Below are 25010 nucleotides of genomic sequence, written 5' to 3' on the forward strand. Positions count from 1 at the left end.
GCTCATCGAGCAGCCGGGGCACTCAGACCCCGCCTAACAGGAGCCATTCATGTCCAAAAAGCTCGCCCTCGCGCTGGTTCTCGCCGGCCTCGTCTCGGCCTGCCAGCAGCAGCAGCCCCAGCCGACCCCGGCGCCCGTCGTCGTGGCGCCCGAGCCTGTGTTCCAGGGCAAGTACGGCGCCAACTGACGCCTTGCGGCGCGGGCCCTCGGGTCCGCGCATCGCCGCCGCGCCGCTTTGCGTCCTTTCGAAAGGAGGCGAGGCATCATGCTGAAGCATCGCGGTTTCCCCGGACGGCTTCCGTCCACCGACCACCAGTTCGTCATCCGCCGCGCCAGCCCCAAGGGGGCGACCAAGCTGGTCGCGCGCGAACGCTATCGCGACCGCTCGCCGGGCGACCGGCGCGCCGATGCGGGCTTTCTGGCAGCGCTGATCGAACATTTCGGCGACGAGCCCTTCGAGCGCGGCAACCTCGACGCGGGCCGCCTGTCCTGGCTGCTGGGGCGCGAGGTCGTGCCCGTCGGCAAGCTGGACCCGACCAGCTACGAGCAGCTTCTTCGCGTCGATCTCAAGCGTGCCGAGGCCAGCTTCCCTGAACTCTTCGCACCGGACGCCAGCGAGACTTTTCGCTGGGATGACGAGGACTTCGACGAGGAAGATGAGTGATGCGCGGGATGATGCCTGTGCGTGCGCCATCACCCGCTTGTCAGTTTGACGTCCCGTTCGGGGATGTCATAGTGATCGCGCACGCTAAACCACTCGCCCGCTCGCGGGCCACGAATACAGGCAGAATACCATGCAGAAATCCTTCCTCCTCCGCGTTTGCGGCGCAGCCCTGCTCGTCGGCACCGTTGCGGCTTGCCAGCCGGGCTACGGTACCGGCCTGTCGCCCGACGCGCAGCGTGCCGCGGGTGGCGCAGTCGCGGGTGCCGTCGTCGCCAAGGCGCTGGACGAGCGCGTTTCGACCGGCGCCCTTATCGGCGGTGCGGCGGGCGCCCTGTGCGACGACGTGGGCGTCTGCGCGCCCTGAGCGGAACCCTGACCCCCGGCTGGCGTTGATCGCCAGCCAAAACGGTTCGAATTCCAAATGGCCGGGAGTCACTGCGCAGGGGCACGCTGCCCGGGTGCAAGGTCCCGGCCTCTCGTTGAAGGATATCTCATGTCCCGGAAGCTCCTCATCGTGGGCGGCATCAGCGCGGCGCTGCTGGCCGGCTGCACGCAGAACATCACCCCCACCGACGCCGACCGCGCCATCATCGGCGCCGGCACCGGCTATGTCGTCCAGCAGGTCCGCGGCAAGGGCGGCAGCGACCGCCTCAAGGGCGCGGCGATCGGCGCCGTGGGCGGCGCGCTTTGCGACGACGTCCGTCTCTGCCAGTAAGCTGACCCGCGCGCGTCTCGCGCGCCTGCCGTCCTTTTCCGCCGTCCCGGTCTGACCGACCGGGGCGGCTTTCTCATATCCAGCGCCACCAAGGGACACGCATGTTCAAGAAGATCCTGATCGCCAATCGCGGAGAGATCGCCTGCCGCGTCATCAAGACCGCACGGAAGATGGGGATCGCCACCGTCGCCGTCTATTCGGACGCCGACCGGAACGCGCTGCATGTCCGCATGGCCGACGAGGCGGTCCATATCGGCCCGCCGCCCGCGAACCAGTCCTATATCGTGATCGACAGGATCATGGAGGCGATCCGCCAGACCGGCGCCGAGGCGGTCCATCCCGGCTATGGCTTCCTCAGCGAGAACATGAACTTCGCTGCCGCCCTTGAGAAAGAGGGTGTGGTCTTCGTCGGCCCGCCCTCGCCCGCGATCGAGGCGATGGGCGACAAGATCACGTCGAAGAAGATCGCGCAGGAAGCGGGGGTCTCGACCGTCCCCGGCTACATGGGCCTGATCGCGGATGCCGAAGAGGCGGTGCGGATTTCCTCGCAGATCGGCTATCCGGTGATGATCAAGGCCAGCGCCGGCGGCGGCGGCAAGGGAATGCGGATCGCCTGGAACGACGGGGAGGCCCGCGAAGGCTTCGAGTCCTCGAAGAACGAGGCCGCCAGCAGCTTCGGCGACGACCGCATCTTCATCGAGAAGTTTGTCACCCAGCCGCGCCATATCGAGATCCAGGTGCTGGCCGACAAGCACGGCAACTGCGTCTACCTGCACGAGCGCGAATGCTCCATCCAGCGCCGCAACCAGAAGGTCATCGAGGAGGCGCCCTCGCCCTTCCTCGACCCCGAGACGCGCCGCGCGATGGGCGAGCAGGCGGTCGCGCTGGCCAAGGCCGTGGGCTACACCTCGGCAGGCACGGTCGAGTTCATCGTCGACGCGAACAAGAACTTCTACTTCCTTGAAATGAACACCCGCCTTCAGGTCGAGCACCCGGTGACGGAACTCATCACCGGCGTCGATCTGGTCGAGCAGATGATCCGCGTGGCAGCAGGCGAGCCGCTGCCTTTCACGCAGGACGACCTGAAGATCAACGGCTGGTCCATCGAAAGCCGCCTTTACGCGGAAGACCCCTATCGCAACTTCCTGCCCTCGATCGGGCGGCTGACCCGCTATCGGCCGCCGGTCGAGACTGCCGCAGGTCCGCTGGTGGACGAGGGCAAGTGGGTGCCCGCCCATCCGGGCGACGAGCCCCCCGTGGCCGAGACGGGCGTCCGCAATGACACGGGCGTCTACGAGGGCGGCGAGATCTCGATGTATTACGACCCGATGATCGCCAAGCTCTGCACTTGGGCGCCTGACCGCGCGCAGGCCATCGAGGCGATGCGCCGGGCGCTGGACGGCTTCGAGGTGGAAGGCATCGGCCACAACCTGCCTTTCCTGTCGGCGGTGATGGACCATCCGCGCTTCGTGTCCGGCAACATCTCGACCGCCTTCATAGCAGAGGAATACCCCGAGGGCTTCCAGGGCGCGACCCTGCCGACCGAGCAGCTGGAACGTGTCGCGGCCGCCGCCGCCGCCATGCACCGCGTGGCCGAAATCCGCCGCACCCAGATCACCGGCCGCCTGGACAACCACGAGCGCCGCGTGGGCGAGAACTGGGTCGTGGTCCTGAACGGGCAGGAGTTCCCGGTCCGCGTCCGTGCCGACAAGACCGGCTCGACCGTCGAGGTGGGCGGCCGCAGCCTGCGCGTCGAATCCGACTGGAAGCCCGGCATGTCGCTGGCGCGCCTGACGGTGGGCGGCGAGCCCCTGGCGCTGAAGGTGGAGAAGATCGCCGCCGGGATGCGGCTGCGGGCGCGCGGCGCCGACCTCAAGGCCCATGTCCGCCGCCCCCGCACGGCGGAACTCGCGCGGCTGATGCCGGAAAAGCTGCCGCCCGACACCTCGAAGTTCCTGCTCTGCCCGATGCCCGGCCTTGTCGTCCGCATCAACGTGCAGGCGGGCGATGAGGTGCAGGAGGGCCAGGCGCTGGCCACCGTCGAGGCCATGAAGATGGAGAACATCCTGCGCGCCGAGCGCCTCGGCACCGTCAAGTCGGTCAACGCCGAGGCTGGGCAAAGCCTCAAGGTCGATGACGTCATCATGGAGTTCGAGTGATCCTTGGACCTGCGCGCGCTGTTCCTGAACGACCGCGTCGCCGCGGCCCTCGTCACCGCCCTGGTTGGCGGCGGCGTGGTCGCGGCCGGGTGGTTCTGGACGCACGCGCTGTCGCGCCGCCGCGACCGCCAGTTGCGCGAGGAGCGGGTGGGCGACATCCAGCGCGCGCTGCTGGCCGAGATCCGCGCCCATGTGGCCGCGCTGGAAGGCCAGACGCTGGACGACCCGGACGCGCGCGAAGCGATGGTGGCGCGCCTCGCGCAGGGGCGGCATGTTCCAATCCTGCCGCATGACGCCAACGACCGCATCTTCCGCGCAATCGTCGAGGAGGTGCATATCCTGCCCGAATGGGCCATCGACCCGGTGGTGCGCTATTACCGCCTGCTGGCTGTCCGTTCGGCACTGGCGCAGGACATTCGCGCCAATGCCAAGGACCAGCCCGAACGCGCGACCGAGATGTTCCGCGACTACCTGACGCTGAACGACGAAACCCTGCTGACCGGGCGCCGTGCGATGATCATCCTGACGGCAAGCCTGGAAGGTGGGCGCGAGGCGGTCGAGGCCCTTGCAGCCGCCGCCCGTCAGAGAGAGGCCGCACGCATTGCCGCGACCCTGCCCGGTGAACTGGCGCGGTTGCGCGCCGGCCTCAATACGCGATCTTCGGACCCGAGAGGCCGGTAATGGGAGGCAATCCGATCACCGCCGCGATCTCGTTCGAGTTGCGCGCGTTCAGCAGACGCTCGACCAGTTCGTCGGTCGTGGCGGGCCGCTTGACCTGCCGCAGCGGCGGCGAGATTTCGATCTTGCGCGGTGAAGTTTCCTTGGCCATGGCTTTGTCCCTTCATGCGCGGTGCAGCAAGGCGCATCCTTCACGGATCAAGATAGTTGCGCCGCGCCGGTTCCGCAACGAAATCGCGCGCAACGCCTATCGCCCGCCGCTGGCCCGCGTTTCCTCGCGCCGGACGGGGGTCTTGTCGATCGCCCGGCCGATTTCGCGCGTGTCCCAGGGGAAGGGCTTGCGGTCGATCACCGTGCCGTCGGTATCGAGGATGATCAGCGCGAACCCCCGTGGCCTCAGCTTCTGCCGCCAGGCCGAATTGGCCGCAGGGTCGGTATCGGTGATGACGATCACGTCTCGCCGCGCCATCGCGGCCGGATCGCGGGCCAGAAGCTCCATCTGCGTGATGAAGGCGGGCTCCTGCTCGGTATCGGCAAAGACGAGGACGGGGCGGCTCTCGAACAGAAGCGACTCGGGGGACACCTCGGCAGCCGGGCGGATGTCCAGTTCGGCCGGGCCGGGCGCAGGGACGCCGGCGTCCGGTGCCCGCGCCGCAGCGGGGCGCGCAGGGGCTGCGCGTTCGACACGGACCGGCTCGGGCGGGGGCGTGGGCGCGCCCATGGCAAGGGCCTGCGTTCCCAGCCCCGCCACCAGCGCCAGGCCCGACAATTTCCAAATCCAGATCGTCATGTTTCAGAATATAGCGACTGCGGTCGCATCGGAAAGGACCAAGCCATGACCCGGACCCCCGACCTTGATCTCTGGCGCAGCCTCGCCTCGAAGGAACTGAAGGGCGCCGATCCCGACACGCTGAACTGGGACACGCTGGAAGGCATCACCGTCAAGCCGCTGTATACCGAGGCGGACACGGCGGGGCTGGACCACATGGGGTCGCTGCCCGGCATCGCGCCCTTCACGCGGGGTCCGCGCGCGACAATGTATGCTGGCCGTCCCTGGACGATCCGGCAATACGCGGGCTTCTCGACCGCCGAGGAATCGAATGCCTTCTACCGCCGCAACCTTGCTGCGGGGCAGCAGGGCGTTTCGGTGGCCTTCGACCTTGCCACCCACCGCGGCTATGACAGCGACCATCCGCGTGTCGAAGGCGACGTCGGCAAGGCGGGTGTGGCCATCGACAGCGTTGAGGACATGAAGGTCCTGTTCGACGGCATCCCGCTGGACAAGGTCTCGGTCTCGATGACCATGAACGGCGCGGTGATCCCGATCCTCGCCAATTTCATCGTCGCGGGCGAGGAACAGGGGCACGACCGCTCGGTGCTGTCGGGGACCATCCAGAACGACATCCTCAAGGAGTTCATGGTCCGCAACACCTATATCTATCCGCCCGAACCCTCGATGCGGATCATCGCGGACATCATCGGCTACACCTCGCGCGAGATGCCCAAGTTCAACTCGATCTCGATTTCCGGCTACCATATGCAGGAAGCGGGCGCGAACCTCGTGCAGGAACTGGCCTACACGCTGGCCGACGGGCGGGAATATGTCCGCGCGGCCATCGCCGCCGGCATGGACGTGGACGCCTTCGCCGGGCGGCTGTCCTTTTTCTTCGCCATCGGCATGAACTTCTTCATGGAGATCGCCAAGCTGCGCGCCGCGCGCCTGCTGTGGCACCGGATCATGACCGAGTTCGGGGCAAAGAAGCCGTCCAGCCTGATGCTGCGGACGCATTGCCAGACCTCGGGCGTGTCGCTGCAGGAGCAGGACCCCTACAACAACGTGATCCGCACCGCCTATGAGGCGATGAGCGCGGCGCTGGGCGGGACGCAATCCCTGCACACCAACGCGCTGGACGAGGCGATCGCGCTGCCCACGGACTTCTCGGCCCGGATTGCGCGGAACACCCAGCTGATCCTGCAGGAGGAAACCGGCATCACCCATGTAGTCGATCCGCTGGCCGGGTCCTACTACATCGAGAGCCTGACCGCCGAACTGGCCGAAAAGGCCTGGGCCATCATCGAGGAAGTCGAGGCGATGGGCGGCATGACCAAGGCGGTCGCCTCGGGCCAGCCCAAGCTGCGGATCGAGGAAACGGCGGCCCGCCGCCAAGCCATGATCGACCGGGGCGAGGAGGTCATTGTCGGCGTCAACAAGTACCGCAAGGACAAGGAAGACCCGATCGACATCCTCGACATCGACAACATGGCCGTGCGCGCCAGCCAGATCGCCCGGCTCGAGAAGATCCGCGCCAGCCGCGACCACTCGGCCTGCGACCATGCGCTGGCCGAGGTCGAGCGCCGCGCCCGGGAAGGCGGCAACCTGCTGGAAGCGGCGGTCGAGGCCGCCCGCGCGCGTGCAACCGTGGGAGAGATCAGCATGGCGATGGAAAAGGTCTTCGGCCGCCACCGGGCCGAGGTGAAGACGCTCGCCGGCGTCTATGGCGCCGCCTACGAGGGCGACGAGGGCTTCGCCCGGATCCAGAAAGACGTCGAGACCTTTGCCGAGGAAGAGGGCCGCCGCCCCCGGATGCTGGTCGTCAAGATGGGCCAGGACGGCCACGACCGGGGCGCCAAGGTGATCGCCACGGCCTTTGCCGACATCGGCTTCGACGTGGACGTGGGCCCGCTGTTCCAGACCCCCGAGGAAGCCGCGCAGGACGCCATCGACAACGACGTCCATATCGTCGGCATTTCCTCGCAGGCCGCCGGCCACAAGACGCTGGCGCCGAAGCTGATCGAGGCGCTGAAGGCGCAGGGCGCGGATGACATCATCGTCATCTGCGGCGGCGTGATCCCGCAGCAGGACTATGCCTTTCTGCGGGATGCGGGCGTGGCCGCGATCTTCGGCCCCGGCACGAACATCCCGGCCGCCGCGCGCGAGATCATGGGGATCGTCCGCGAACGGCGGGGCTGAGGCCCTTGCATCGCCACCGGACCGGGGGACTGTCTGCCCCTCCGAACTTTCCGAGGCGATATAGGCGAAGAGGAAGCCCGCCAGCAGTTTCTTCTTCGCCCAGATATCCTGGGGTGAGGTCCCGCAAGGGACCGAGGGGCGAAGCCCCTGCTTCGGGCGCTTGCCGCAGCCGGGCCTCCGTGCGACCACTGGGGCCATGACCGGCACGATCAAGCAGATCATCTGCATCAAGTGGGGCACAAAGTTCGGCCCCGAGTACGTCAACCGCCTGCGCGGGATGATCGCGCGCAACATCACGCCACCCTTCCGGCTGGTCTGCTTCACCGACGACGGCACCGGCCTGCACCCCGAGATCGCCGTTCGCCCCCTGCCCCGCTTCGACTACGAGCCGCCGAAGAACACGCTGGGGAAATGGCCCAAGTCGCGGCTCTGGGGGGACCTCGGCGACATCACGGGAACGGTGCTGTTTCTGGACCTCGACGTGGTGATCGTCGGCAACCTCGACGATTTCTTCTCCTTCGGCGATCCCGAGGACACGGTGCTGGCCACCAACCCCCAGAAGGTGAAGCCCTTCGAGAAGCTGGGCCAGACCTCGGTCTACCGGATGCGGGTGGGCAAGCTCGCTCCCCTGCAGCAGATCTTCCGCGCCGACCCGCAGGCGGTCGCCGACGAATACCGCTTCGAGCAGCGCTTCGTCACCCGTCGCGCGCCGGGCGGCGTCAGGTTCTGGCCCAAGGGCTGGGTTGTCCACTTCCGCGCCGACTGCGTGCCCGCCTTCCCGGCCCGCTACTGGCGCGCGCCACGCATTCCGAATGGCGCCAAGATCGTCATCTTCGCAGGCAGCCTGAACCCGCCCGACGCCATCCTCGGCCGGTGGAGCGAGAAGGACACCCCACGCGATCCGGCGGACCACCTGCGCGCCGGCTTCGATGGACGGCGGCGCGAAAGCCTGTCCCGGCACCTGCGCCATTATCTCCGCCCCGCCGAATGGGTGGGCAGGCTGTGGCGCGAATAGACGGAGCCCCCGCCGTCTGGCACGAGCTGCCCGCGCCGCTGGCAGCCGAGCTGGGCCAGACCATCGCCAGCTTCGGCCATGTCGAGGACATGCTGAAGCGCGCCATCTTCGCACTCGACCGCCATCGCCTGCCCGGCGGCATCGCCGAGGCCGACTTCCGCGCCTGGCTGCGACGGATGGACCACGTCGCGGCGGATTCGCTGGGCACGCTGATCGAACGGCTGGAACGCACACTCACCCGCGAGAACGTGGCTGACCCCGAACTGCTGGGGCAACTGGACGAGATCAAGAACTGGCGCAACCTGCTGTGCCACGCGGCCTGGACGCCCGCAGCAGGCGGCTGGCAGCCGCGCTTTGCCAACACCCAAGGCGAGATCTTCGAGGATACCCTGGACGCCAGCGACCTTGCGGCGATCCGCGCGATGACGTTGGATGCCGCGCGCCGGGTCGCCCGCTTCATCCACGCGCTGGACGACGGCAACGGAGTGTCGGAATGATCCGGAAGCTGTTTGCCTATCCGCAGGTCTGGCTGGTGATCTTCGCCGGGCTGGCGTTCCTTGCCGGGCGCCTTGCGCCGATGCCGACCGCCCCTCTGCCGGGGTGGGCGCTGGTTGCGGCTGGACTTGCGCTGATGGCAGTCGCGGCTGTGACGATGCTGCGCGCAGGCGCGACGGTCGATCCGACGCGACAGCCCACGGCACTGGTCACGCATGGCATCTTCCGGTTGACGCGGAACCCCATCTACCTGGGCGACCTGCTGATCATGGCGGGGCTCTGCCTTGTCTGGCAGCCCCTGGCCGCGCTGGTGCTGGTCCCAAGCTTCCTTCTGGTGATCGACCGCATGTTCATCCGGCAGGAAGAAGCCTGGCTGCGTGCCCGCGACGCCGCCGGTTTCGAGGCCTGGGCCGCGCGCACCCGGCGCTGGCTGTAAGCGCCCGCGTTGCCAACCCACCGGCCCCGCGCTAACACCCCGGCGACCCCTGCACCCCATTCCTGACACGAGGCTTTCCATGTCCCTCACCCCCTCGCCCGCGCCGCTGCGCCTTGGCATCGCCGGTCTGGGGACCGTCGGGATCGGCGTGGTCAAGATCCTCCAGAACCACCCCGACCTGATCGCGCTGCGCTCGGGCCGCCGGGTCCAGATCACCGCCATCTGCGCCCGCGACCGGACGCGCAACCGCGACGCCGACCTGTCGCGCTATGCCTGGGTTGACCAGGCGCGCGACCTTGCCCTGCGCGACGACGTGGACGTGGTGGTGGAACTGATCGGCGGCGACGAAGGCCCCGCGCGCGAGCTGATCGAACTGGCGCTGGACCAAGGCAAGGACGTCGTCACGGCCAACAAGGCCCTGCTGGCCGTCCACGGGCAGGCGCTGGCCACGCGGGCCGAGGCGCAGGGCCGCACCATCCGCTTCGAGGCGGCGGTCGCGGGCGGCATCCCCGTGATCAAGACCATGACCGAAAGCCTGGCCGGCAACCGCATCAAGCGCGTCATGGGCGTCATGAACGGCACCTGCAACTATATCCTGACCCGGATGCAGTCGGCGGGCCTGCCCTATGAGACCGTATTCGAGGAAGCTCGCCGCCTCGGCTATCTTGAGGCCGACCCGACGCTGGACGTGGGCGGCATCGACGCCAGCCACAAGCTCGCGATCCTCGCCTCGATCGCCTTCGGCACCCAGGTCGCCTTCGAGGGGGTCGAGATTGAGGGGATCGAGCGCGTGTCCATCGACGACATCAGCCGCGCCGCCGACATGGGCTATCGCATCAAGCTGCTGGGCGTGGCGCAGATGACGGGCCGCGGGCTGGAGCAGCGGATGTCGCCCTGCCTTGTGCCCTGCGACAGCCCGCTGGGCCAGCTGGAAGGCGGCACCAACATGGTGGTGATCGAGGGCGATGCGGTCGGCCAGATCGTCCTGCGGGGCGCGGGCGCAGGCGAAGGACCCACGGCCAGCGCCGTCCTGTCCGACATCGTGGAACTGGCGCGCGGCGTGCGGATGCCGGTCTTCGGCCAGCCCGCCACGACCCTGGGCACGCCCCAGCCCGCGCGGACGGCGGTGCCGGCGGCCTATTACCTGCGGCTGACGCTCGCCGACAAGCCGGGGGCGCTGGCCAAGGTGGCGACGGTGCTGGGCGACGCGGGGATCTCGATCGACCGGATGCGGCAGTATGGTCATGCCTCGGGCGCGGCACCGGTGCTGATCGTCACCCACAAGACCACGCCCGAGGCCATCGACCACGCCATGCAGGCCCTGCCCCGCACCGGCGTCGTCGAGGGCGAGCCGGTCGAGCTGCGTATCGAGGAAGTCTGATCAGCGCCCGGCTTCGGCCAGGGCGGGCAGCAGGTGGCGCAAGCCCTGCGTGACGTCGGTCCGCACGGCCAGCCGCAGCGCGGGCTCGTCGCCCGCCCGCAGCGCGGCCAGGATCATGCGGTGGTGGCGCGGCGCCTCGTTCCGGCGCATCCGCTGATAGACCGCGCGCATGGTCGGACCCAGCTGCAGCCAGATCGTTTCCAGCATCGCCAGCATCGCGGGCGCCTGCGCGCGCAGGTAGAGCGTGCGGTGGAACTCCAGGTTCGTGCGGATGTAGCCGACCGCGTCGTGGTTCTGCGCGGCCTCTCCGATGGCGGTGTTGATCGCGGCCAGCCGGTCGATCAGGGCGAAATGGGCGCGTGGCAGGGCGCGGCTGGCAAGCTCCGGCTCGATCAGCGCGCGCAGGGCGGCCAGTTCCTCAATCCGCTCGACCGACAGCGCGGGCGTGGAGACGCGCCCCGAGGCCGACAGCGTCAGCGCACCCTCGGCCACCAGCCGCCGCACGGCCTCACGCGCAGGCGTCATGCTGACGCGCTCCTCGGCAGCAATGCCCCGCAAGGTCAGGGCCCGGCCCGGGGGCAGTTCCCCCAGCATGATCCGTGTCCTCAGAGCCCGATACAGCCGCTCATGCGCGGCGGGAGGAGACGGGGCGAGGGCGCGAGCGGGGGGAGCCATGGGGGCGTTGTGATCACATCCGGCGCGCCTGTCAATTTTCCTGATGCCGCATGGCGGAGATCCACACTCTCATCGCGTCATCTTCTGTTCGGAAAATGTTCGGCCTATGAGGCAGCGCCCCCGGTGCCTCGATCCTCGCGGAAGCACCAGGCATGCAGGCTGCCGCCATGCTGGCGCAGCCATTGCCGTTGCCTCTCGTAACCGGGAAAGAGCCGCTCCACCGCCGCCCAGAAGGCGGGCGAATGGTCCATGTGCGCCAGATGCGCGACCTCATGGGCGGCGACATAGTCCAGCACTTGGGGCGGTGCCATCGCAAGCCGCCAAGAATACATCAGCCGCCCCTCGTGGGTGCAGCTGCCCCAGCGCGAGCGCGTGTCACGCAGCGCCAGCGCCGTGAATCGGCGGCCCAGCGCGCGCGCATGACGGTCGCTGGACTCGGCCAGCCGGGCCTGCGCCAGCGTCCGCAGGAAGGCCGCCGCCGTCACCGCCGCAGGTCGTCCCCGAGGCAGCAGCAGCGCCTCGCCCTCGACCCGTGGCGCACGCACCGGTGCCGGTGTCAGCAACAAGGGCCGCCCCTCGACCGGCAGCGCCGCGCCGAAGGCCACAGGGCGGGGCGGCTCGATCCCGTCCAAGGCGCGGGCCAGCCAGTCGCGGCGGTCATCCAGGAAGGCCAGCGCCTCGGCTTCGGGCAGGCGCGGCGGCAGGGTCAGGGTGACGGTGCCGTCCCGGCGCGACACCCGCAGCGTCATCCGCCGTGCCCGTGCGGTCCGTCGCAGGGTGACGGGCGTGCCGTCCCGAAGTATGACCGTGCCCATCCTTGCCTCCCTGCCCCCGAGGCAAAAGCCTTTGACACCCCTCATGCCCTGTGGCAGGGGAGGCCGGATTTACCTGACCTTTGGCGAAAAGAGAACACCATGCCCAAAGAGGAATGGGGCACCAAGCGCCTTTGCCCCACTTGCGGAAGCCGCTTCTACGACCTGCGCCACGACCCGATGACCTGCCCGGCCTGCGGGTCCGAGTTCTCGGCGGAAAGCCTGACCAGCGCCCGCACGCGCTCGATGATCGCCGAAAAGACGGCGGCGCGCGACACCGAGACGGATGACGTGATCGAGGACGATCTGGACGATGCCGCCGACACCGGCGAGATCGACGACGATCTGCTGGACGAGGACGATGACGCCGACGTCTCGCTGGACGAGATCGCCGACGTGGCCGAGCCGGACGACGAGTGATCGCCGGACAAGCCTGACGAAAAAGGGGCCCTCGGGCCCCTTTTTTCGTTCCTGAACAAGGGACTGAACCAAATATCCGCTGTTGTTTGCACGAGGGTGATTTTTCCGCTTGCGCCCTGCTGCGGCTGCCCCTATACGACCCCCCACGCGGGCGGCAGATGCTGCAGCCCGAGACCTCCGGTGGGGCCATAGCTCAGTTGGTAGAGCGCTTGAATGGCATTCAAGAGGTCAGGGGTTCGACTCCCCTTGGCTCCACCAAATCTCCTTAATGATGCTGCACAAGAACTCGCCTCTAGGCGAGGCCTGGATTGGCTTTGCACGTTCTATCCGCTGCACTGAGCGGATTTTGCCGCGGTTTGCCGGATAGCAAGCCCTCGCCTCTTGCAGGCCGCCAGGCAAACCCAATGTCGCCTATTTCGCATACCTGGAAGGACGGGTGGCCCCTTGGGGCATTCTCAGGGTGATGGCGGCTTGCGATCCTGCACAGACTTTTACGCTCAGATGGCCCCACGGTGCACGGGGACAGCGCGCAAGGGGAGCGGCGGCGGTCAGCCTTGGCGTCTCTACAACTGCCTTGGGGCACAAAGCAGGCCTTTGGCCCACGCTCCTATTCCTCCCATTTCAATCGTAAAAAGAATAGTTGGCGAAATTTCATGTCCCTCCTATCATGAACGGCAACGGTTTGTTCTGTTCCAAACCTTGGCTCCGATCATGATTTGGAGATGTTGTGAGTGCTGCGTGTTTCCAGGCGAGCCAGCTTCGGCGCAAGCCGGACTTGAGATCGATTTCTGATCTGATTTCAGCATGTTCACGGATAGGCAGGCGCGTTCCCCTCTGCCCTGCGCCTTCCCGACGCAATGCACTTTTACCCGGGAGTTGCAAATGCGACGGATAAAGCGGTCGTTTTCCCGCTCTTCCGGGGGTTTGCTTGGCAGCCTTTTCGTCATTCTGTCCTCCAATGCCGCCATCGCGATCCTGACGCTCGGAACCTTTGCGCTGACCTCGCAGGCACTGTCGCCAGCAGGGCTCGGGCTGCTGGTCCTGATCGAGGCCTACGGCCGGATGTTCGACCAGGTCCTGCGGCTCGAGCCCAGCCAGGCCCTGATCCGCATGGGCATGCCGCACCGCGACAGGGCACATGAACTGTCGTTCCGCAGGCTCGTGAAGTTCGGCTTCCTTCTCGATGCCGGCGGCTCGGTACTTGCCGCGGCGGCGGCGCTGGCCTGCCTGCCCCTGCTGAGCGGCTGGTTCGGTTTCGACGCAGAGGTGCAGCCGCTGGTCGTGCTTTATTGCCTGACCTTCGTTCTTCCCGCGCCCATGACCGTTACCGCCCTTTTCCGCCTGTTCGGCCGCTTCGGCCTTTACGCGCGGGTGACCGTCCTGGCTTCGGTCTTCCGCCTCGTCATGACAGGCGTCCTGTTCGTCGCTGGCGGGGACCTGACGGCCTTTGTCCTTCTCCTCTGCGCCGTTTCCTGCATCGAGCGCCTGTTGCCCGTCTTCTACTGCTGGCCTCTCTTGCGGCAGAGGGTTGGGTCCGGGCTGTTGGGCACGCCGCTGACCGGGGTGACGCAAGAGGGCGGAGGCCTGTGGCAGTTCATCATGGCCTCGAACCTCAACGTGCTGGCGCGGAACTCGACGCGGCAGTTCGACATCGCGGCCCTGGGCGGCTTTGTCAGTCCTGCCGAGCTGAGCTTCTACGTGCTGGCGAAGCGCTTCGCGATGCTGGTGATCCGGCTGGGAAGCCCGGTGCAGCTCGTTCTTTACCCCCGCATGTGCGAGCTGATGGCGCGGCACGATCTCGGGCACCTGCTGCGCTTCGTCTTCGCCTCGGTCGCGATGCTTCTGGGTCTTGGTCTCTGCGGCGTGGGGCTTGTCGCGCTGGTCGGACAACCGCTGGTCGCCTTCGCCTTCGGGCCGGAATATGTTGCCGCCCTTCCGAACATCCTTGTCCAGCTTGCCGGGGCCTGCCTGTTCCTGATCGGAAAGATCTTCGGCTCGGCGCTGCAGACCGTGGGCAGGGTGGGCCAGCTGACGGCCGTCTCGATCATCACGGCGGCTGTCTTCTTTATCCCGATCCCCCTCGTGGTCCCCCACTACGGCGTCATCGCCGCCAGCTGTCTGGGACTGCTGTCGGGGTTCGCCTTCCTTGGCATCTGCGCCCTGGTCTTTGCACGCGCCGTCATCGCGCTGCGCGGGGGCGCGGCGGGAACGGGACGCGCGGTCGAACCTAGATTAGGTGAAGGGGAAGCATTCGTGGAAAAGCAGTTCTCATGACCAAACTGTTCAAGTCGCCGCAGATCATGTGGAAGCGTGCCGCGAACGGTGTCGGGATGGCGTATCATTCCGCCCGGATCGACGCGGTCCTGGCCTCTTATCCCAAGTCCGGCCGGACGTGGTTCCGCTTCATCCTGTCGACCTATCTGGCGGACGCCTTCGACCTGAAGGCAAGGCCGGACCTGTATTCGATGTTCGGCGTCATGCCGAATTTCGACATGGACCGGGAACGCGGGCTGCCCGCCTTTGCCCATGCCCGGCACCGGCCCAGACCGCCACTCGTCCCCGTCAGCCACCTGCCCTATTCGCGCCTGCGGTTCCGCAACCATCCCGTCATCTTCATGATGCGCGATCCAAGGGACGTGATGGTGTCGTCCTATTTCCACGCCACCCGCCAGAAACACCGCTTTTCGGGCGACATCGACGGATTCCTGAAGGACCCCGGGCAGGGTGTCACCTCGCTGGCGAAGTACCTGAACGACTGGGCGGCCGGTCTGCGGGGGCGCAGGCATGTCGTGGTCAGCTACGAGGAGCTTTCCGATGATCCGCATGGCCAGACGGCAAGGGTTCTGTCCTTCTTGGGCGTGGAAACCAGACCCGAGATCCTGGACAAGGCCGTCGAGGCCGCTCGCTTCCAGAACATGCAGGAGCTGGAACTGGCAAAGGGGCTGCCGGGCCACGAATACGACCGCAGCGACAGTGAAAGCCGGCGCATGCGGCGTGGCAAGGTGGGCGGCTTCGCCGATTACCTCACGCCCGAGCAGATCAGGCTTGTCGAAACCGCCTGCGACCGCGAGCTGACGCCGCAGGCCAAGGCCCTTCTGGCCCGGAGCATGGCTGAAAGGGCTTCTGCCCGGGAGGCGTGATTGCCGCCCCCCGGTGATCCCACGAAAGCCATGCCCTAGCAGCGGGCGACCAGAGGCTCAGATGCGGCAGCACTTGCTCTGCCCTTGTCGGCTGTCGGCCTGGGACGTTGGTGTTCGCATCCGTCAGTCCCCAGGCGACCTGCACGTTCCCCGGTTGCGAGATGAAGGCCGGCGTAGCAGGACTCTGCCGGATCAAACCAAGGGGATGTCCTGATGCTCTCACGCCATGGCGGCCTGCTCCTGGTCGAGGAGATGGGCTCGCCGGACCTTCGCTTTGTCCATTCCGCGACATCGCCATCGCGGATCAGCGCCGCGCAAGGCAGCGCGCGGGCATGACGGCCGTCTTCTACGCCATCGCCGCCTTTGCCGAGATCGCAGGGTGCTTCGCCTTCTGGGCGTGGCTGCAACTGGACAGGTCCTGGCTGTGGCTGCTGCCCGGCATGGCAAGCCTTGCGCTGTTCGCCGTCCTGCTGACGCGGGTGCCGGCGGATGCGGCGGGGCGGGCCTTCGCGGCCTATGGCGGCGTCTATATCTGCGCCTCGCTGGGGTGGCTCTGGGTCGTGGAAGGGGTGCGCCCCGACCGCTGGGATGCGGTCGGGGCGCTGCTGTGCCTTGCCGGGGCCGCGGTCATCCTGCTGGGGCCGCGGGGATAGGCGCCAAGGGGCTCAGCCCAGCGCCTGGTCCAGGTCGGCGATGATGTCCTGCGCGTCCTCGATGCCGATGGACAGCCGCACGAGGTCCGGCCCCGCGCCCGCCGCGATCTGCTGGGCCTCGGTCAACTGGCTGTGCGTGGTCGAGGCCGAGTGGATCGCCAGCGTCCGCGCGTCGCCCAGGTTCGCCACGTGGCTGATCATCTTCAGCCGCCCGATCATGTCCACGCAGGCCTGATAGCCGCCCTTCAGCCGAATGGTGAACAGCGCCCCTGCCCCCTTGGGGTAAAGCCGCTGCACCCGCTCGTTCCAGGGCGAGTCGGACAGGCCCGCGTAGCTGACCTCCTGCACGCGGGAGTCGGCGGCCAGCCACTCGGCCGCCGTCTGGGCGTTCTCGACATGGCGCTGCATCCGCAGGCCCAGCGTCTCGATCCCCATCAGCGTGTAATGCGCGGCCTGCGGGTTCAGCGTCATCCCGAGGTCGCGCAGCCCGATAGCGATGGAATGGAAGGTGAAGGCGGCAGGCCCGAAGGTCTCGTGGAACTTCAGCCCGTGATAGGCGGGCTCGGGCGCGGACAGCGAGGGGAACTTGTCCGAGGCCGACCAGTCGAAGCGCCCCGAGTCGATGACGGCGCCGCCCGTGACGGTGCCATTGCCGGTCAGGTATTTCGTCAGGCTGTGGACGACCAGCGTCGCGCCCGCCTCGATCGGGCGGCACAGCCAGGGCGTTGCCAGCGTGTTGTCCACGATCAGCGGAATGCCCGCCGCGTCGGCGATGCCCGCGATGGCGGGCAGGTCCGTGACATAGCCGCCGGGGTTCGAGATCGATTCGCAGAAGATCGCCCGCGTGTCCTCGTCGATGGCCGCGCGGACGGCGTCGAGGTCTTCAAGGTCCACGAAGCGGCAGGACCAGCCGAAGCGGCGGATCGTCTGGCTGAACTGCGTGACCGTGCCGCCGTAAAGCCGACTGGAGGCAACGATGTTCCTGCCCGGCGCCATCAGCGGGAACAGCGCCATGATCTGCGCAGCGTGCCCCGAGGAACAGCAGACCGCCCCCGCGCCGCCTTCCAGCGCCGCCACACGGTTCTGCAGCGCGGCCACGGTGGGGTTGGTCAGGCGGGAATAGATGTAGCCCACCTCCTTCAGGCCGAAGAGCCGCGCGGCATGCTCGGCATCCCGGAACTGGTAGGCGGTGGTCTGGTAGATCGGCACCTGCCGCGCCCCGGTCGCCGGATCGGGCGCGGAGCCCGCGTGGATGGCAAGCGTGTCAAAGGCTTGCGGGCGGTCGCTGTCGGACATGGAACTCTCCCCTTGGGTCGTCGGGCGCGAGGCTAGGCGCAGCGTGGCACTCTGGCAATCGCCTGCGCGACGGGTTGAACCGGCGGCCTTCAGGGGACAGATGTTGGGCAACGCTGAAAATGGAGACGCCCATGACCCGCCTGCCCCTGCGCGACAGCCTGATGCGCGACGCCGAAGCCCATGGCGCCCTGGCCCTGGGGGACCTGCCGGAATGGGACCTGACGGACCTTTATCCCTCGCCCGACGCGCCGGAACTGTCCCGCGACCTTGAACGGCTGGAGGCGGCCTGCGCCAGCTTCGCCGCCGACTACGAGGGCAAGCTGGCCGGCCTGACCCCCGCCGAGATGCTGGAATGCATCCAGCGCTATGAGGAGATCAGCCTGTTGTCCGGGCGGATCATGTCCTACGCGGGCCTCCGCTATTACCAGAACACGACCGACGCCGCCCGCGCCAAGACACTGGGCGACCTGGAGGCGAAGATCACGGACATGACGACTCCGCTGGTCTTCTTCAGCCTGGAGTTCAACCGCATCCCCGACGAAGTCTATGCGCAGACCTTCAGCGCCCCCTGCGGCCCCTCGCGCTACAAGCCCGTCTTTGACCGGATGCGGGCGATGCGCCCCTATCAGCTGTCAGACGAACTGGAAAAGTTCCTGCACGACGCCTCGGTCGTGGGCGCCGCCGCCTGGAACCGCCTGTTCGACGAGACCACCGCCGCGCTGACCTTCGACGTCGATGGCGAGGAGATGGGGCTGGAAGCCACCCTGAACCTGCTGACCGACCACGACCGCTCGCGTCGCGAGGCGGGCGCGAAGGCGCTGGCGCAGGTCTTCGGCGACAACGTCAAGCTCTTCGCGCGCGTCCACAACACGCTCGCCAAGGAAAAGGCGATCGAGGACAAGTGGCGCAAGATGCCGACGCCGCAGACCGCGCGGCACCTCTCGAACCACGTCGAGCCCGAGGTCGTCCAGGCCCTGCGCGATGCCGTGGTTGCGGCCTATCCCCGCCTGTCGCATCGCTATTACCGGCTGAAGGCCAAGTGGCTCGGCCTCGACAAGCTGCAGGTCTGGGACCGCAACGCGCCGCTGCCGCAGGAAAACCCCCGGCTGGTCGGCTGGGATGAGGCGCGCCAGACGGTGCTGGACGCCTACGCAGGCTTCGACCCGCAGCTGGCGGACCTGGCGCAGCCCTTTTTCGAGAAGGGCTGGATCGACGCGGGCGTGAAGCCGGGCAAGTCTCCCGGCGCCTTCGCCCATCCGACCGTCACCGACGCGCACCCTTACGTGCTGCTGAACTACCTCGGCAAGCCGCGCGACGTGATGACGCTGGCGCATGAACTGGGCCACGGCGTCCACCAGCGGCTGGCGGCGGGCCAAGGGGAACTGCTCTCCTCGACGCCCCTGACGCTGGCCGAAACGGCTTCGGTCTTTGGCGAGATGCTGACCTTCCGCGCGCTGCTGGCGAAGACGGAAGACCCGGCCCAGCGCAAGGCGCTGCTGGCGGGCAAGGTCGAGGACATGATCAACACGGTCGTCCGCCAGATCGCCTTCTATGACTTCGAGTGCCGCTTGCACGCGGCCCGCGCGGAAGGGGAACTGACCCCCGACGACATCAACGCCATCTGGATGTCGGTGCAGCATGAGTCGCTCGGCGACGCCTTCGAGTTCATGCCGGGCTACGAGACGTTCTGGACCTATGTCCCGCATTTCGTGCACTCGCCCTTCTACGTCTATGCCTATGCCTTTGGCGACGGGTTGGTGAACGCGCTTTACGCGGCCTACGAGGCGCAGCCCGAAGGCTTCCAGGCGAAGTACTTCGACATGCTGCGGGCGGGCGGGTCCAAGCACCACTCGGAACTGCTCGCCCCCTTCGGGCTGGACGCGGCGGACCCGGCCTTCTGGGACGGGGGCCTGTCGATGATCGAGGGCTTCATCGACGAGCTTGAGGCGATGGAAGCCTGAGCAGATGGCGCGCGACCCCTTCCGCCAGCGCCGTCGGGGCCGCCTTGTCCGCGCCCTGTGGGTGCTGGCGGCGATGGTCGTGCTGGCACTCGCGGCGCTGGCCGTCTTCGGTCCGCGCATCGTCGCGGACCGGCTGAACCCGGTCACGGCCGAGGCCGAGTGGCCGGTTTCGGCCGAGGCGCAGGCGCTGCATGACCGGCTGGTCATCGGCGACCTGCACGCCGACGCGCTGCTGTGGGACCGCGACCTGTCGGTTCGGCGCCCCGAAGGCCACGTGGACCTGCCCCGTCTGGATCAGGGCAACATTGCGCTTCAGGTCTTCACCGCCGTCACCCGCAGCCCGCGCGGCCAGAACTATGCCGAGAACGAGACCGAGGCCCCGGACAACATCACGCCTCTTGTCATCAGCCAGCTTCGTCCGGTGCAGACCTGGTTCAGCCTCAAGGAGCGGGCGCTCGACCAGGCCGCCCGGCTGCGGCACCTGGTCGAGGCAGAACCCGACCGCCTGCGGCTGATCCGCAGCCGCGACGACCTGGACGCGGTGCTGGCGGACCGTGCCGCCGGCCGTCGCGTGATCGGCGCAATCTTGGGGATGGAGGGCGCCCATCCGCTGGAGGGCGACCTGACCAACCTCGCCGTGCTGGAGGGGGCAGGTTACCGGCTGATCGGGCTCACGCATTTCTTCGACAACGAACTCGGCGGCTCGCTGCACGGGCAGTCGCAGGCGGGATTGACCGATTTCGGCCGCGAGGTGGTAGCCGAGGCCGCCCAGCGCGGCATGGTGATCGACCTTGCGCATGCCTCGCCGCAGATGGTCCGCGATGTGCTGACGCTGCCGGGGACGCGGCCGATCATCAGCCATACCGGCGTGCATGGGGTCTGCAACACGCCGCGGAACCTTCCCGACGACCTGCTGCGCGCTGTGGCAAGCAGCGGCGGGATCATCGGCATCGGCTTCTGGCCGGACGTGACCTGCAACGACAGCCCGGCGGGGATCGCGGCGTCGATCGCCGCCGCGACCGCGCTGGTGGGCGAGGATCACGTGGCGCTGGGGTCGGACTGGGACGGCTCGGTCGGCATGCCCTTCGACGCGGCGGGACTGCCCGCGCTGACCCAGGCGCTGATGGACGAAGGGCTGAACGAGGCACAGATCGCCAAGGTCATGGGCGGGAACATGGTGCGCTATCTGCGCGAGGTGCTCCCTCGGGCCTGAACGGGCAGCCGTGCGCGTGGCTGCACCGCCGCAATGGGTATATGGTCAGGAAGAAGCCCGCGAGTGGCGCGTGGACGTCAGCGCCGGATGATGTTGACGTGGCCCATCTTGCGGCCGGGGCGCGCCTCGGCCTTGCCATACAGATGGACCTGCGTGTCGGACTGGCGCAGCAGGTCGGGGAGGCGGTCGATGTCGTCGCCGATCAGGTTCTCCATCACCACCTCGGCGTGGCGCTTGCCGTCGCCGAGCGGCAGGCCCACGACGGCGCGGATGTGCTGCTCGAACTGGTCCACGGCGCAGCCTCCTTGAGTCCAGTGGCCCGAGTTGTGGACGCGGGGCGCAATCTCGTTGACGATCAGGCCGCGCGGGGTGACGAAGAGCTCGACCCCCATCACGCCGACATAGTCCAGTGCGGTGACGATGCGACTGGCGATCAGAACGGCGTCGGGGATCAGCCGCGCGGGCAGCCCACAGGGCACGGTGGTCGTGCGCAGGATGCCTTCTCGGTGGACGTTCAGGCCGGGGTCATAGGCAGCGACGGCGCCGTCCTGACCGCGCGCGACGATGACGCTGATCTCGGCGGTGAAATCGACAAAGCCCTCCAGCACCGAGGGCGCGTTCACCTGCGCCCATGCTTCGGCAAGATCGTCGCCGGCCTTGACGCGCACCTGACCCTTGCCGTCATAGCCGAGCCTCCGCGTCTTGAGAATCGCGCGGTCCTGCCCCTGCATGGCAGCGGCGAGATCCTCGGCGGAGTCGACGCGGGCATAGGAGGCAGTCGTCAGGCCGAGGCCGGTGAGGAAGTCCTTCTCGTCCAGCCGGTCCTGGCTGACCGACAGCGCGCGCCGGTTGGGGCGGATCGGTGCGAGGCTCTCGATCAGGTCCAGCGAGGCCGCGGGGACATTCTCGAATTCATAGGTGACGACATCGACGGACGCCGCGAAGTCGCGCAGGGCGGCTTCGTCCTCGTAGGGAGCGGTCGTCAGGCGGTGGGCCACGTCGGCGGCGGGCGCGGGGCCGGGTTCGTAGATATGACAGCGATAGCCCAAGCGGCTGGCCGCGACCGACAGCATCCGGCCCAACTGACCGCCGCCGAGAATGCCGATGGTAGCGCCGGGCTTGAGGGTCTCAGTCATCGACGGGCTCCTGCGGGATGGATGCGGACAGCGCCTCGCGCCAGGCGTCCAGCCGCTGCGCGAGAGCCGCGTCGTCCAGCGCGAGGATCGCGGCGGCCATCAGCCCCGCGTTGGCCGCGCCTGCCGCGCCGATGGCCATGGTGGCCACGGGATAGCCCTTGGGCATCTGGACAATGGAATAAAGCGAATCCACGCCATTCAGGGCGCGGGTCTGGACCGGGACGCCGATCACGGGGACACGGGTCTTGGAGGCCATCATGCCGGGCAGGTGCGCCGCGCCCCCTGCCCCCGCGATGATGACCCTGAGGCCGCGATCCACGGCGGAACGGCCATAGTCCCACAGTCGGTCGGGCGTCCGGTGGGCGCTGACGATGCGCGTCTCACAGGCCACGCCCAGTTCGTCCAGAACTGCCGCCGCTTCCTTCATCGTGGCCCAGTCGGACTGGCTGCCCATGATGATGCCGACCGGAACCGTCATCCCCTGCCCCCTTCGCGGAAAGCCCGCATCATACCGGCGGCGCGGACGGGTGCAATCAGGCGATGATGTCGGGGGTCAGTTCGTCTTCCAGCCGGGCGATGCGGTCTTTCAGCGCGAGCTTCTGCCGCTTCATCCGCCCCAGCGTCAGGCTGCAGACGACCCCGCCCACCGCCATGGCGGCGATCGCCTCGTCCAGTTCACGGTGCTCGCGCCGCAGGCCTTCCAGCCGGGTGCGGGCGATTTCCTCGGGCGACATCTCGTGGTGGGCGTTCATCGTCTGCTTCGGCCTGCCTTGCGCAAGCGCAGCATACGCGCGGATTTTCGCTTTGCTAAGCAAAACTTAGCGGACACTTGCGAGAAGATGCCCCAGTCCACATATTTGCTCCGGGACCGGTCGCCGCAACGGGGCCGGACCGAAGCAGTCGCTTGTTGACCGAGGACGCCGATGACCAAGATGACCCTGGGCACCCACCCCTACCTGCTGGGTTTCGACCAGCTCGAACGGCTGGCCGAACGTGCCGCCAAGGGGGCCGAAGGCTACCCGCCCTACAACATCGAACATCGCGCCCCGGACGGGTTCCGCATCACCCTGGCCGTCGCCGGTTTTGCCGAGGACGACCTGTCGCTGACGGTCGAGGACCGGCAGTTGGTCATCCGCGGGCGACAGGCCGAGGGGGCCGACGAACGGGTCTTCCTGCATCGCGGCATCGCCGCTCGTGCCTTTCAGCGCAGTTTCGTGCTGGCCGAAGGGATCGAGGTCGAGGCTGCCGCGTTGGAAAATGGGCTGCTGCATATCGACCTGCGGCGCGTCACGCCGCAAGGCATCGTCAAGACCATACCGATCAGCCGCAAGTGAAGGGGATCGCAATGAACATGAAACATGATTTTCCGCCCGTCCACGGCAACACCGTTTATATCCGCCGCGTCGCCATGGACAGCCTGCCCCACGAGGTCCGCGCCCAAGCGCCCGAGCTGGACGCGCTTTACGCCGTCCACGACGTGGATGGCGAACGCCTTGCGCTGGTCGCCGACCGCAAGCTGGCCTTCGTTCTGGCCCGCCAGAACGAGCTTGAGCCGGTCAGCGTCCACTAGGCCGCCGCGCTCCGGCCCCCTGCCGGGAAGCCGTAGTGTTCGATCAACGCGCGGACCGCGAGATCATTGCCGTCCCCCGCCAGGTTCCCGGCGCGCAGGTTCTGCGCCTGCGTGCCGCGCCATTCGGTGATGCGGAAGCGCCCGCCGATCTTGGCAGGCTGGCTGCCACGAAGCCGGTGCATCCAGTAAAGCCAGACATCGTCCGCCGTCGGGGCGAGTCTCTGGAATAGGTCCTCGCGACAGACATCCTCGTGAAAGACGCCCGGCGCATAAAGAACGCCCCCCACACCGGTCGGGAAGACCAGAACCGAGCGGTCCGGCGCGTCGATGTTGCGCTGCCAGTCCGCGTAAGCGCGGGGGAGGCCCCCGGTATCCAGCGTCACGCGATGCGCGCGGTGGCAGACCACGCCCGCCCCGGCATGGCGCACCAGCCCGGCCAGCCAGTCCGGCCGATAATAGACATCGTCGTCGGCGGTCACGACATGCGCCCCGGGCCATTCCATCAGTGTCGGCACGATCTTCTTGTAGGACCGCCAGTTGGGGCAGACCCGTATCTCGATCCCCAGCGCCGTGACGGCGGGCGGAAGCAGGCGCTCGTCCCCGTCGTCCAGCCACAGGACCACGCGGTCGGCCCGCACGCTCTGTGCCAGAAGCGAACGCAGCACCAGGTGCAGCGAGCCGAAGCGCGCGGGATAGCTGGTCAGGCTGACGATCAGGGGGCTGCTCAGCCCATGCGGCGCGGAATCGGGGCGGCGGGACAGGATCTCGGCCTCGGCCCGCGCCAGCCGGCGGTCCTGCTTCCAGCGCCGGAAGGCATCCGCGATCATGCCTGCCATGCCGCACGCAGCCAGTCGATGTTGCCGATGCGGCGATACCATTTGGCGCCCTTGCCGGTGAAGACATCGGCCATCTTGGGATCTCCCGCGAACAGCACGATCTTCGCCCCCTCCGGGCAGGCAGGGTCGCGCAGGTAGCTGCCCAACCCCCGGCCCACGCAGTCGTTCTTGAAGCTGACGCACCAGCCGCGCGGCCAGTAGTCCAGGTGCCCGTGCGCGGCCAGCTGCGCGCTCTGGAATTGCTGGCTGATCTCGTAGCCCCGCGTTGCCGCCGCAGGATCCGCCAGATAGGCGTCGAGGATATAGGCGTGCGCCCCCACCCGATAGCGGAAGACCGAGGAATTCCCGACCGAGTGGAGGAAGCGGTCCCGTGCCGGGTTGATCTGCCGAAGGGGCTTCGGCCGGAACAGGTCGTCGTCGCGGATGATGCGGAAGTCGCCGGGCAGGTCGAAGAACGGCCCGAGGTCGTCCACCACCACCAGGTCCAGGTCCAGAAACAGCGCCGTTGCCCCCGAGAACCCGCCAAGGTCGCGCCGGAACAGCGCCAGCTTGCGCCAGCGCGTGTCGCCGTGGCCCGGGGGCAGGCCCAGTTCGGGCAGGGGCAGCGTCTCGACCCCCTCGCCGATCCCGGTCGCGTCGTCGGTGAAGCAGATGAAGCGATGGGGACGCGCAAGGTGACGGCGGACCTGCCGGGCAAGGCGGTTCACGTCCTCGGCGCCGTAGAGCGTACCCCATTTCATCGTCAGGATCAGGACGGGATCGGTCATCGGCACCCCAATGAAAA

At 67.8% G+C, this 25010-nt stretch carries 29 protein-coding genes and 1 tRNA gene; 20 read left to right on the forward strand and 10 right to left on the reverse strand.

Annotation, left to right across the window (positions count from 1 at the left end):
* Window positions 1-49 precede the first annotated feature (49 nt).
* The 6 genes from BLQ03_RS18300 to BLQ03_RS10085 all read left to right on the forward strand — a co-directional run bounded on the left by BLQ03_RS18300 (window position 50) and on the right by BLQ03_RS10085 (window position 4219).
* Window positions 50-187, forward strand: coding sequence for a hypothetical protein (locus BLQ03_RS18300; RefSeq protein ID WP_175558834.1), 138 nt, complete (start codon window positions 50-52; stop codon window positions 185-187).
* Window positions 188-265: 78 nt separating this feature from the next.
* Window positions 266-664, forward strand: coding sequence for a hypothetical protein (locus tag BLQ03_RS10065; RefSeq protein ID WP_090755488.1), 399 nt, complete (start codon window positions 266-268; stop codon window positions 662-664).
* A gap of 130 nt (window positions 665-794) precedes the next feature.
* On the forward strand, window positions 795-1028 hold the full coding sequence (locus BLQ03_RS10070; RefSeq protein ID WP_090755490.1) for a hypothetical protein: 234 nt from the start codon (window positions 795-797) through the stop codon (window positions 1026-1028).
* Between the two features lie 129 nt (window positions 1029-1157).
* Window positions 1158-1379, forward strand: coding sequence for a hypothetical protein (locus BLQ03_RS10075; protein ID WP_090755493.1), 222 nt, complete (start codon window positions 1158-1160; stop codon window positions 1377-1379).
* A 101-nt stretch (window positions 1380-1480) separates the two neighbouring features.
* A complete protein-coding gene (locus tag BLQ03_RS10080) occupies window positions 1481-3538 on the forward strand; it encodes an acetyl-CoA carboxylase biotin carboxylase subunit (RefSeq protein WP_090755496.1) in 2058 nt (685 codons plus the stop codon).
* Window positions 3539-3541: 3 nt separating this feature from the next.
* Window positions 3542-4219 (forward strand): hypothetical protein, encoded by a 678-nt coding sequence (locus BLQ03_RS10085; protein WP_090755499.1) that lies wholly within the window; start codon window positions 3542-3544, stop codon window positions 4217-4219.
* Here the strand turns inward: BLQ03_RS10085 and BLQ03_RS10090 are convergent.
* Together BLQ03_RS10090 and BLQ03_RS10095 are read right to left on the reverse strand one after the other, a co-directional pair.
* Window positions 4185-4367, reverse strand: a complete 183-nt coding sequence (locus BLQ03_RS10090) for a hypothetical protein (protein ID WP_090755501.1) — start codon at window positions 4365-4367, stop codon at window positions 4185-4187. The two genes, BLQ03_RS10085 and BLQ03_RS10090, sit on opposite strands and share 35 nt — an antisense overlap.
* A gap of 96 nt (window positions 4368-4463) precedes the next feature.
* Window positions 4464-5006, reverse strand: a complete 543-nt coding sequence (locus BLQ03_RS10095; RefSeq protein WP_245688809.1) for a DUF4174 domain-containing protein — start codon at window positions 5004-5006, stop codon at window positions 4464-4466.
* Window positions 5007-5051: 45 nt separating this feature from the next.
* On the opposite strand from BLQ03_RS10095, the gene scpA reads away from it, so the two are divergent.
* The 5 genes from scpA (at window position 5052) to BLQ03_RS10120 (ending at window position 10514) form a co-directional block, all read left to right on the forward strand.
* Window positions 5052-7187 carry a methylmalonyl-CoA mutase gene (scpA, locus tag BLQ03_RS10100; protein ID WP_090755503.1) on the forward strand — a complete coding sequence of 712 codons (2136 nt, stop codon included), beginning with the start codon at window positions 5052-5054 and terminating at the stop codon, window positions 7185-7187.
* A gap of 196 nt (window positions 7188-7383) precedes the next feature.
* A complete protein-coding gene (locus tag BLQ03_RS10105; RefSeq protein WP_090755505.1) occupies window positions 7384-8202 on the forward strand; it encodes a glycosyl transferase in 819 nt (272 codons plus the stop codon).
* Complete coding sequence (locus BLQ03_RS10110) at window positions 8190-8699, forward strand: hypothetical protein (RefSeq protein WP_090755508.1); 510 nt, start codon at window positions 8190-8192, stop codon at window positions 8697-8699. Before BLQ03_RS10105 ends, BLQ03_RS10110 begins: the two co-directional genes overlap by 13 nt.
* Entirely contained in the window at window positions 8696-9133 is a 438-nt protein-coding gene (locus BLQ03_RS10115; RefSeq protein WP_090755511.1) for a methyltransferase family protein, read from the forward strand. Before BLQ03_RS10110 ends, BLQ03_RS10115 begins: the two co-directional genes overlap by 4 nt.
* 79 nt (window positions 9134-9212) lie before the next feature.
* Window positions 9213-10514 carry a homoserine dehydrogenase gene (locus tag BLQ03_RS10120; RefSeq protein WP_090755513.1) on the forward strand — a complete coding sequence of 434 codons (1302 nt, stop codon included), beginning with the start codon at window positions 9213-9215 and terminating at the stop codon, window positions 10512-10514.
* Here BLQ03_RS10120 and BLQ03_RS10125 read toward each other — a convergent pair whose 3' ends face one another.
* Window positions 10515-11189 carry a GntR family transcriptional regulator gene (locus BLQ03_RS10125; protein WP_090755516.1) on the reverse strand — a complete coding sequence of 225 codons (675 nt, stop codon included), beginning with the start codon at window positions 11187-11189 and terminating at the stop codon, window positions 10515-10517.
* Window positions 11190-11293: 104 nt separating this feature from the next.
* A complete protein-coding gene (locus BLQ03_RS10130; RefSeq protein WP_090755517.1) occupies window positions 11294-12004 on the reverse strand; it encodes a M48 family metallopeptidase in 711 nt (236 codons plus the stop codon).
* 99 nt (window positions 12005-12103) lie between these two features.
* Between BLQ03_RS10130 and BLQ03_RS10135 the strand changes: the two genes are divergently transcribed.
* The 5 genes from BLQ03_RS10135 to BLQ03_RS10155 all read left to right on the forward strand — a co-directional run bounded on the left by BLQ03_RS10135 (window position 12104) and on the right by BLQ03_RS10155 (window position 16214).
* Window positions 12104-12421 (forward strand): TIGR02300 family protein, encoded by a 318-nt coding sequence (locus BLQ03_RS10135; RefSeq protein ID WP_090755520.1) that lies wholly within the window; start codon window positions 12104-12106, stop codon window positions 12419-12421.
* A gap of 182 nt (window positions 12422-12603) precedes the next feature.
* Window positions 12604-12679: transfer RNA gene (locus BLQ03_RS10140), tRNA-Ala, on the forward strand.
* 666 nt (window positions 12680-13345) lie between these two features.
* Window positions 13346-14695, forward strand: coding sequence for a lipopolysaccharide biosynthesis protein (locus BLQ03_RS10145; RefSeq protein ID WP_090755523.1), 1350 nt, complete (start codon window positions 13346-13348; stop codon window positions 14693-14695).
* On the forward strand, window positions 14692-15561 hold the full coding sequence (locus BLQ03_RS10150) for a sulfotransferase domain-containing protein (RefSeq protein ID WP_217629696.1): 870 nt from the start codon (window positions 14692-14694) through the stop codon (window positions 15559-15561). Before BLQ03_RS10145 ends, BLQ03_RS10150 begins: the two co-directional genes overlap by 4 nt.
* A 332-nt stretch (window positions 15562-15893) precedes the next feature.
* Window positions 15894-16214 carry a YnfA family protein gene (locus BLQ03_RS10155; RefSeq protein ID WP_090755525.1) on the forward strand — a complete coding sequence of 107 codons (321 nt, stop codon included), beginning with the start codon at window positions 15894-15896 and terminating at the stop codon, window positions 16212-16214.
* 12 nt (window positions 16215-16226) lie between these two features.
* On the opposite strand, the gene BLQ03_RS10160 is transcribed toward BLQ03_RS10155, so the two are convergent.
* On the reverse strand, window positions 16227-17510 hold the full coding sequence (locus tag BLQ03_RS10160; protein WP_090755528.1) for an O-acetylhomoserine aminocarboxypropyltransferase/cysteine synthase family protein: 1284 nt from the start codon (window positions 17508-17510) through the stop codon (window positions 16227-16229).
* Window positions 17511-17641: 131 nt separating this feature from the next.
* Between BLQ03_RS10160 and BLQ03_RS10165 the strand changes: the two genes are divergently transcribed.
* Window positions 17642-19471 (forward strand): M3 family oligoendopeptidase, encoded by a 1830-nt coding sequence (locus BLQ03_RS10165; protein WP_425415729.1) that lies wholly within the window; start codon window positions 17642-17644, stop codon window positions 19469-19471.
* Window positions 19472-19475: 4 nt separating this feature from the next.
* Window positions 19476-20684 carry a dipeptidase gene (locus BLQ03_RS10170; protein ID WP_090755534.1) on the forward strand — a complete coding sequence of 403 codons (1209 nt, stop codon included), beginning with the start codon at window positions 19476-19478 and terminating at the stop codon, window positions 20682-20684.
* Between the two features lie 77 nt (window positions 20685-20761).
* Here the strand turns inward: BLQ03_RS10170 and BLQ03_RS10175 are convergent, their stop codons facing one another.
* From BLQ03_RS10175 to BLQ03_RS10185, 3 genes are read right to left on the reverse strand one after another with little or no spacing between them, the layout of a single operon-like run.
* On the reverse strand, window positions 20762-21820 hold the full coding sequence (locus BLQ03_RS10175; RefSeq protein WP_090755537.1) for a 5-(carboxyamino)imidazole ribonucleotide synthase: 1059 nt from the start codon (window positions 21818-21820) through the stop codon (window positions 20762-20764).
* Window positions 21813-22298: a 5-(carboxyamino)imidazole ribonucleotide mutase gene (gene purE / locus BLQ03_RS10180; protein WP_090755540.1), complete on the reverse strand. Its 486-nt coding sequence runs from the start codon at window positions 22296-22298 to the stop codon at window positions 21813-21815. The genes BLQ03_RS10175 and purE overlap by 8 nt, the downstream gene beginning before the upstream one ends.
* Before the next feature lie 55 nt (window positions 22299-22353).
* Window positions 22354-22572 carry a YdcH family protein gene (locus BLQ03_RS10185; RefSeq protein ID WP_090755543.1) on the reverse strand — a complete coding sequence of 73 codons (219 nt, stop codon included), beginning with the start codon at window positions 22570-22572 and terminating at the stop codon, window positions 22354-22356.
* A gap of 171 nt (window positions 22573-22743) precedes the next feature.
* On the opposite strand from BLQ03_RS10185, the gene BLQ03_RS10190 reads away from it, so the two are divergent.
* On the forward strand, window positions 22744-23154 hold the full coding sequence (locus BLQ03_RS10190; protein ID WP_090755545.1) for an Hsp20 family protein: 411 nt from the start codon (window positions 22744-22746) through the stop codon (window positions 23152-23154).
* An 11-nt stretch (window positions 23155-23165) separates the two neighbouring features.
* Window positions 23166-23390: a DUF1150 family protein gene (locus tag BLQ03_RS10195; RefSeq protein WP_090755548.1), complete on the forward strand. Its 225-nt coding sequence runs from the start codon at window positions 23166-23168 to the stop codon at window positions 23388-23390.
* Here BLQ03_RS10195 and BLQ03_RS10200 read toward each other — a convergent pair.
* Entirely contained in the window at window positions 23387-24226 is an 840-nt protein-coding gene (locus BLQ03_RS10200) for a glycosyltransferase family 2 protein (RefSeq protein ID WP_245688810.1), read from the reverse strand. The genes BLQ03_RS10195 and BLQ03_RS10200 overlap by 4 nt on opposite strands.
* On the reverse strand, window positions 24214-24993 hold the full coding sequence (locus BLQ03_RS10205; RefSeq protein ID WP_090755554.1) for a hypothetical protein: 780 nt from the start codon (window positions 24991-24993) through the stop codon (window positions 24214-24216). Before BLQ03_RS10205 ends, BLQ03_RS10200 begins: the two co-directional genes overlap by 13 nt.
* Between the last annotated feature and the right edge of the window lie 17 nt (window positions 24994-25010).

This window comes from Paracoccus chinensis (assembly GCF_900102885.1).
In the GTDB taxonomy this organism is placed as follows: Bacteria; Pseudomonadota; Alphaproteobacteria; order Rhodobacterales; family Rhodobacteraceae; genus Paracoccus; species Paracoccus chinensis.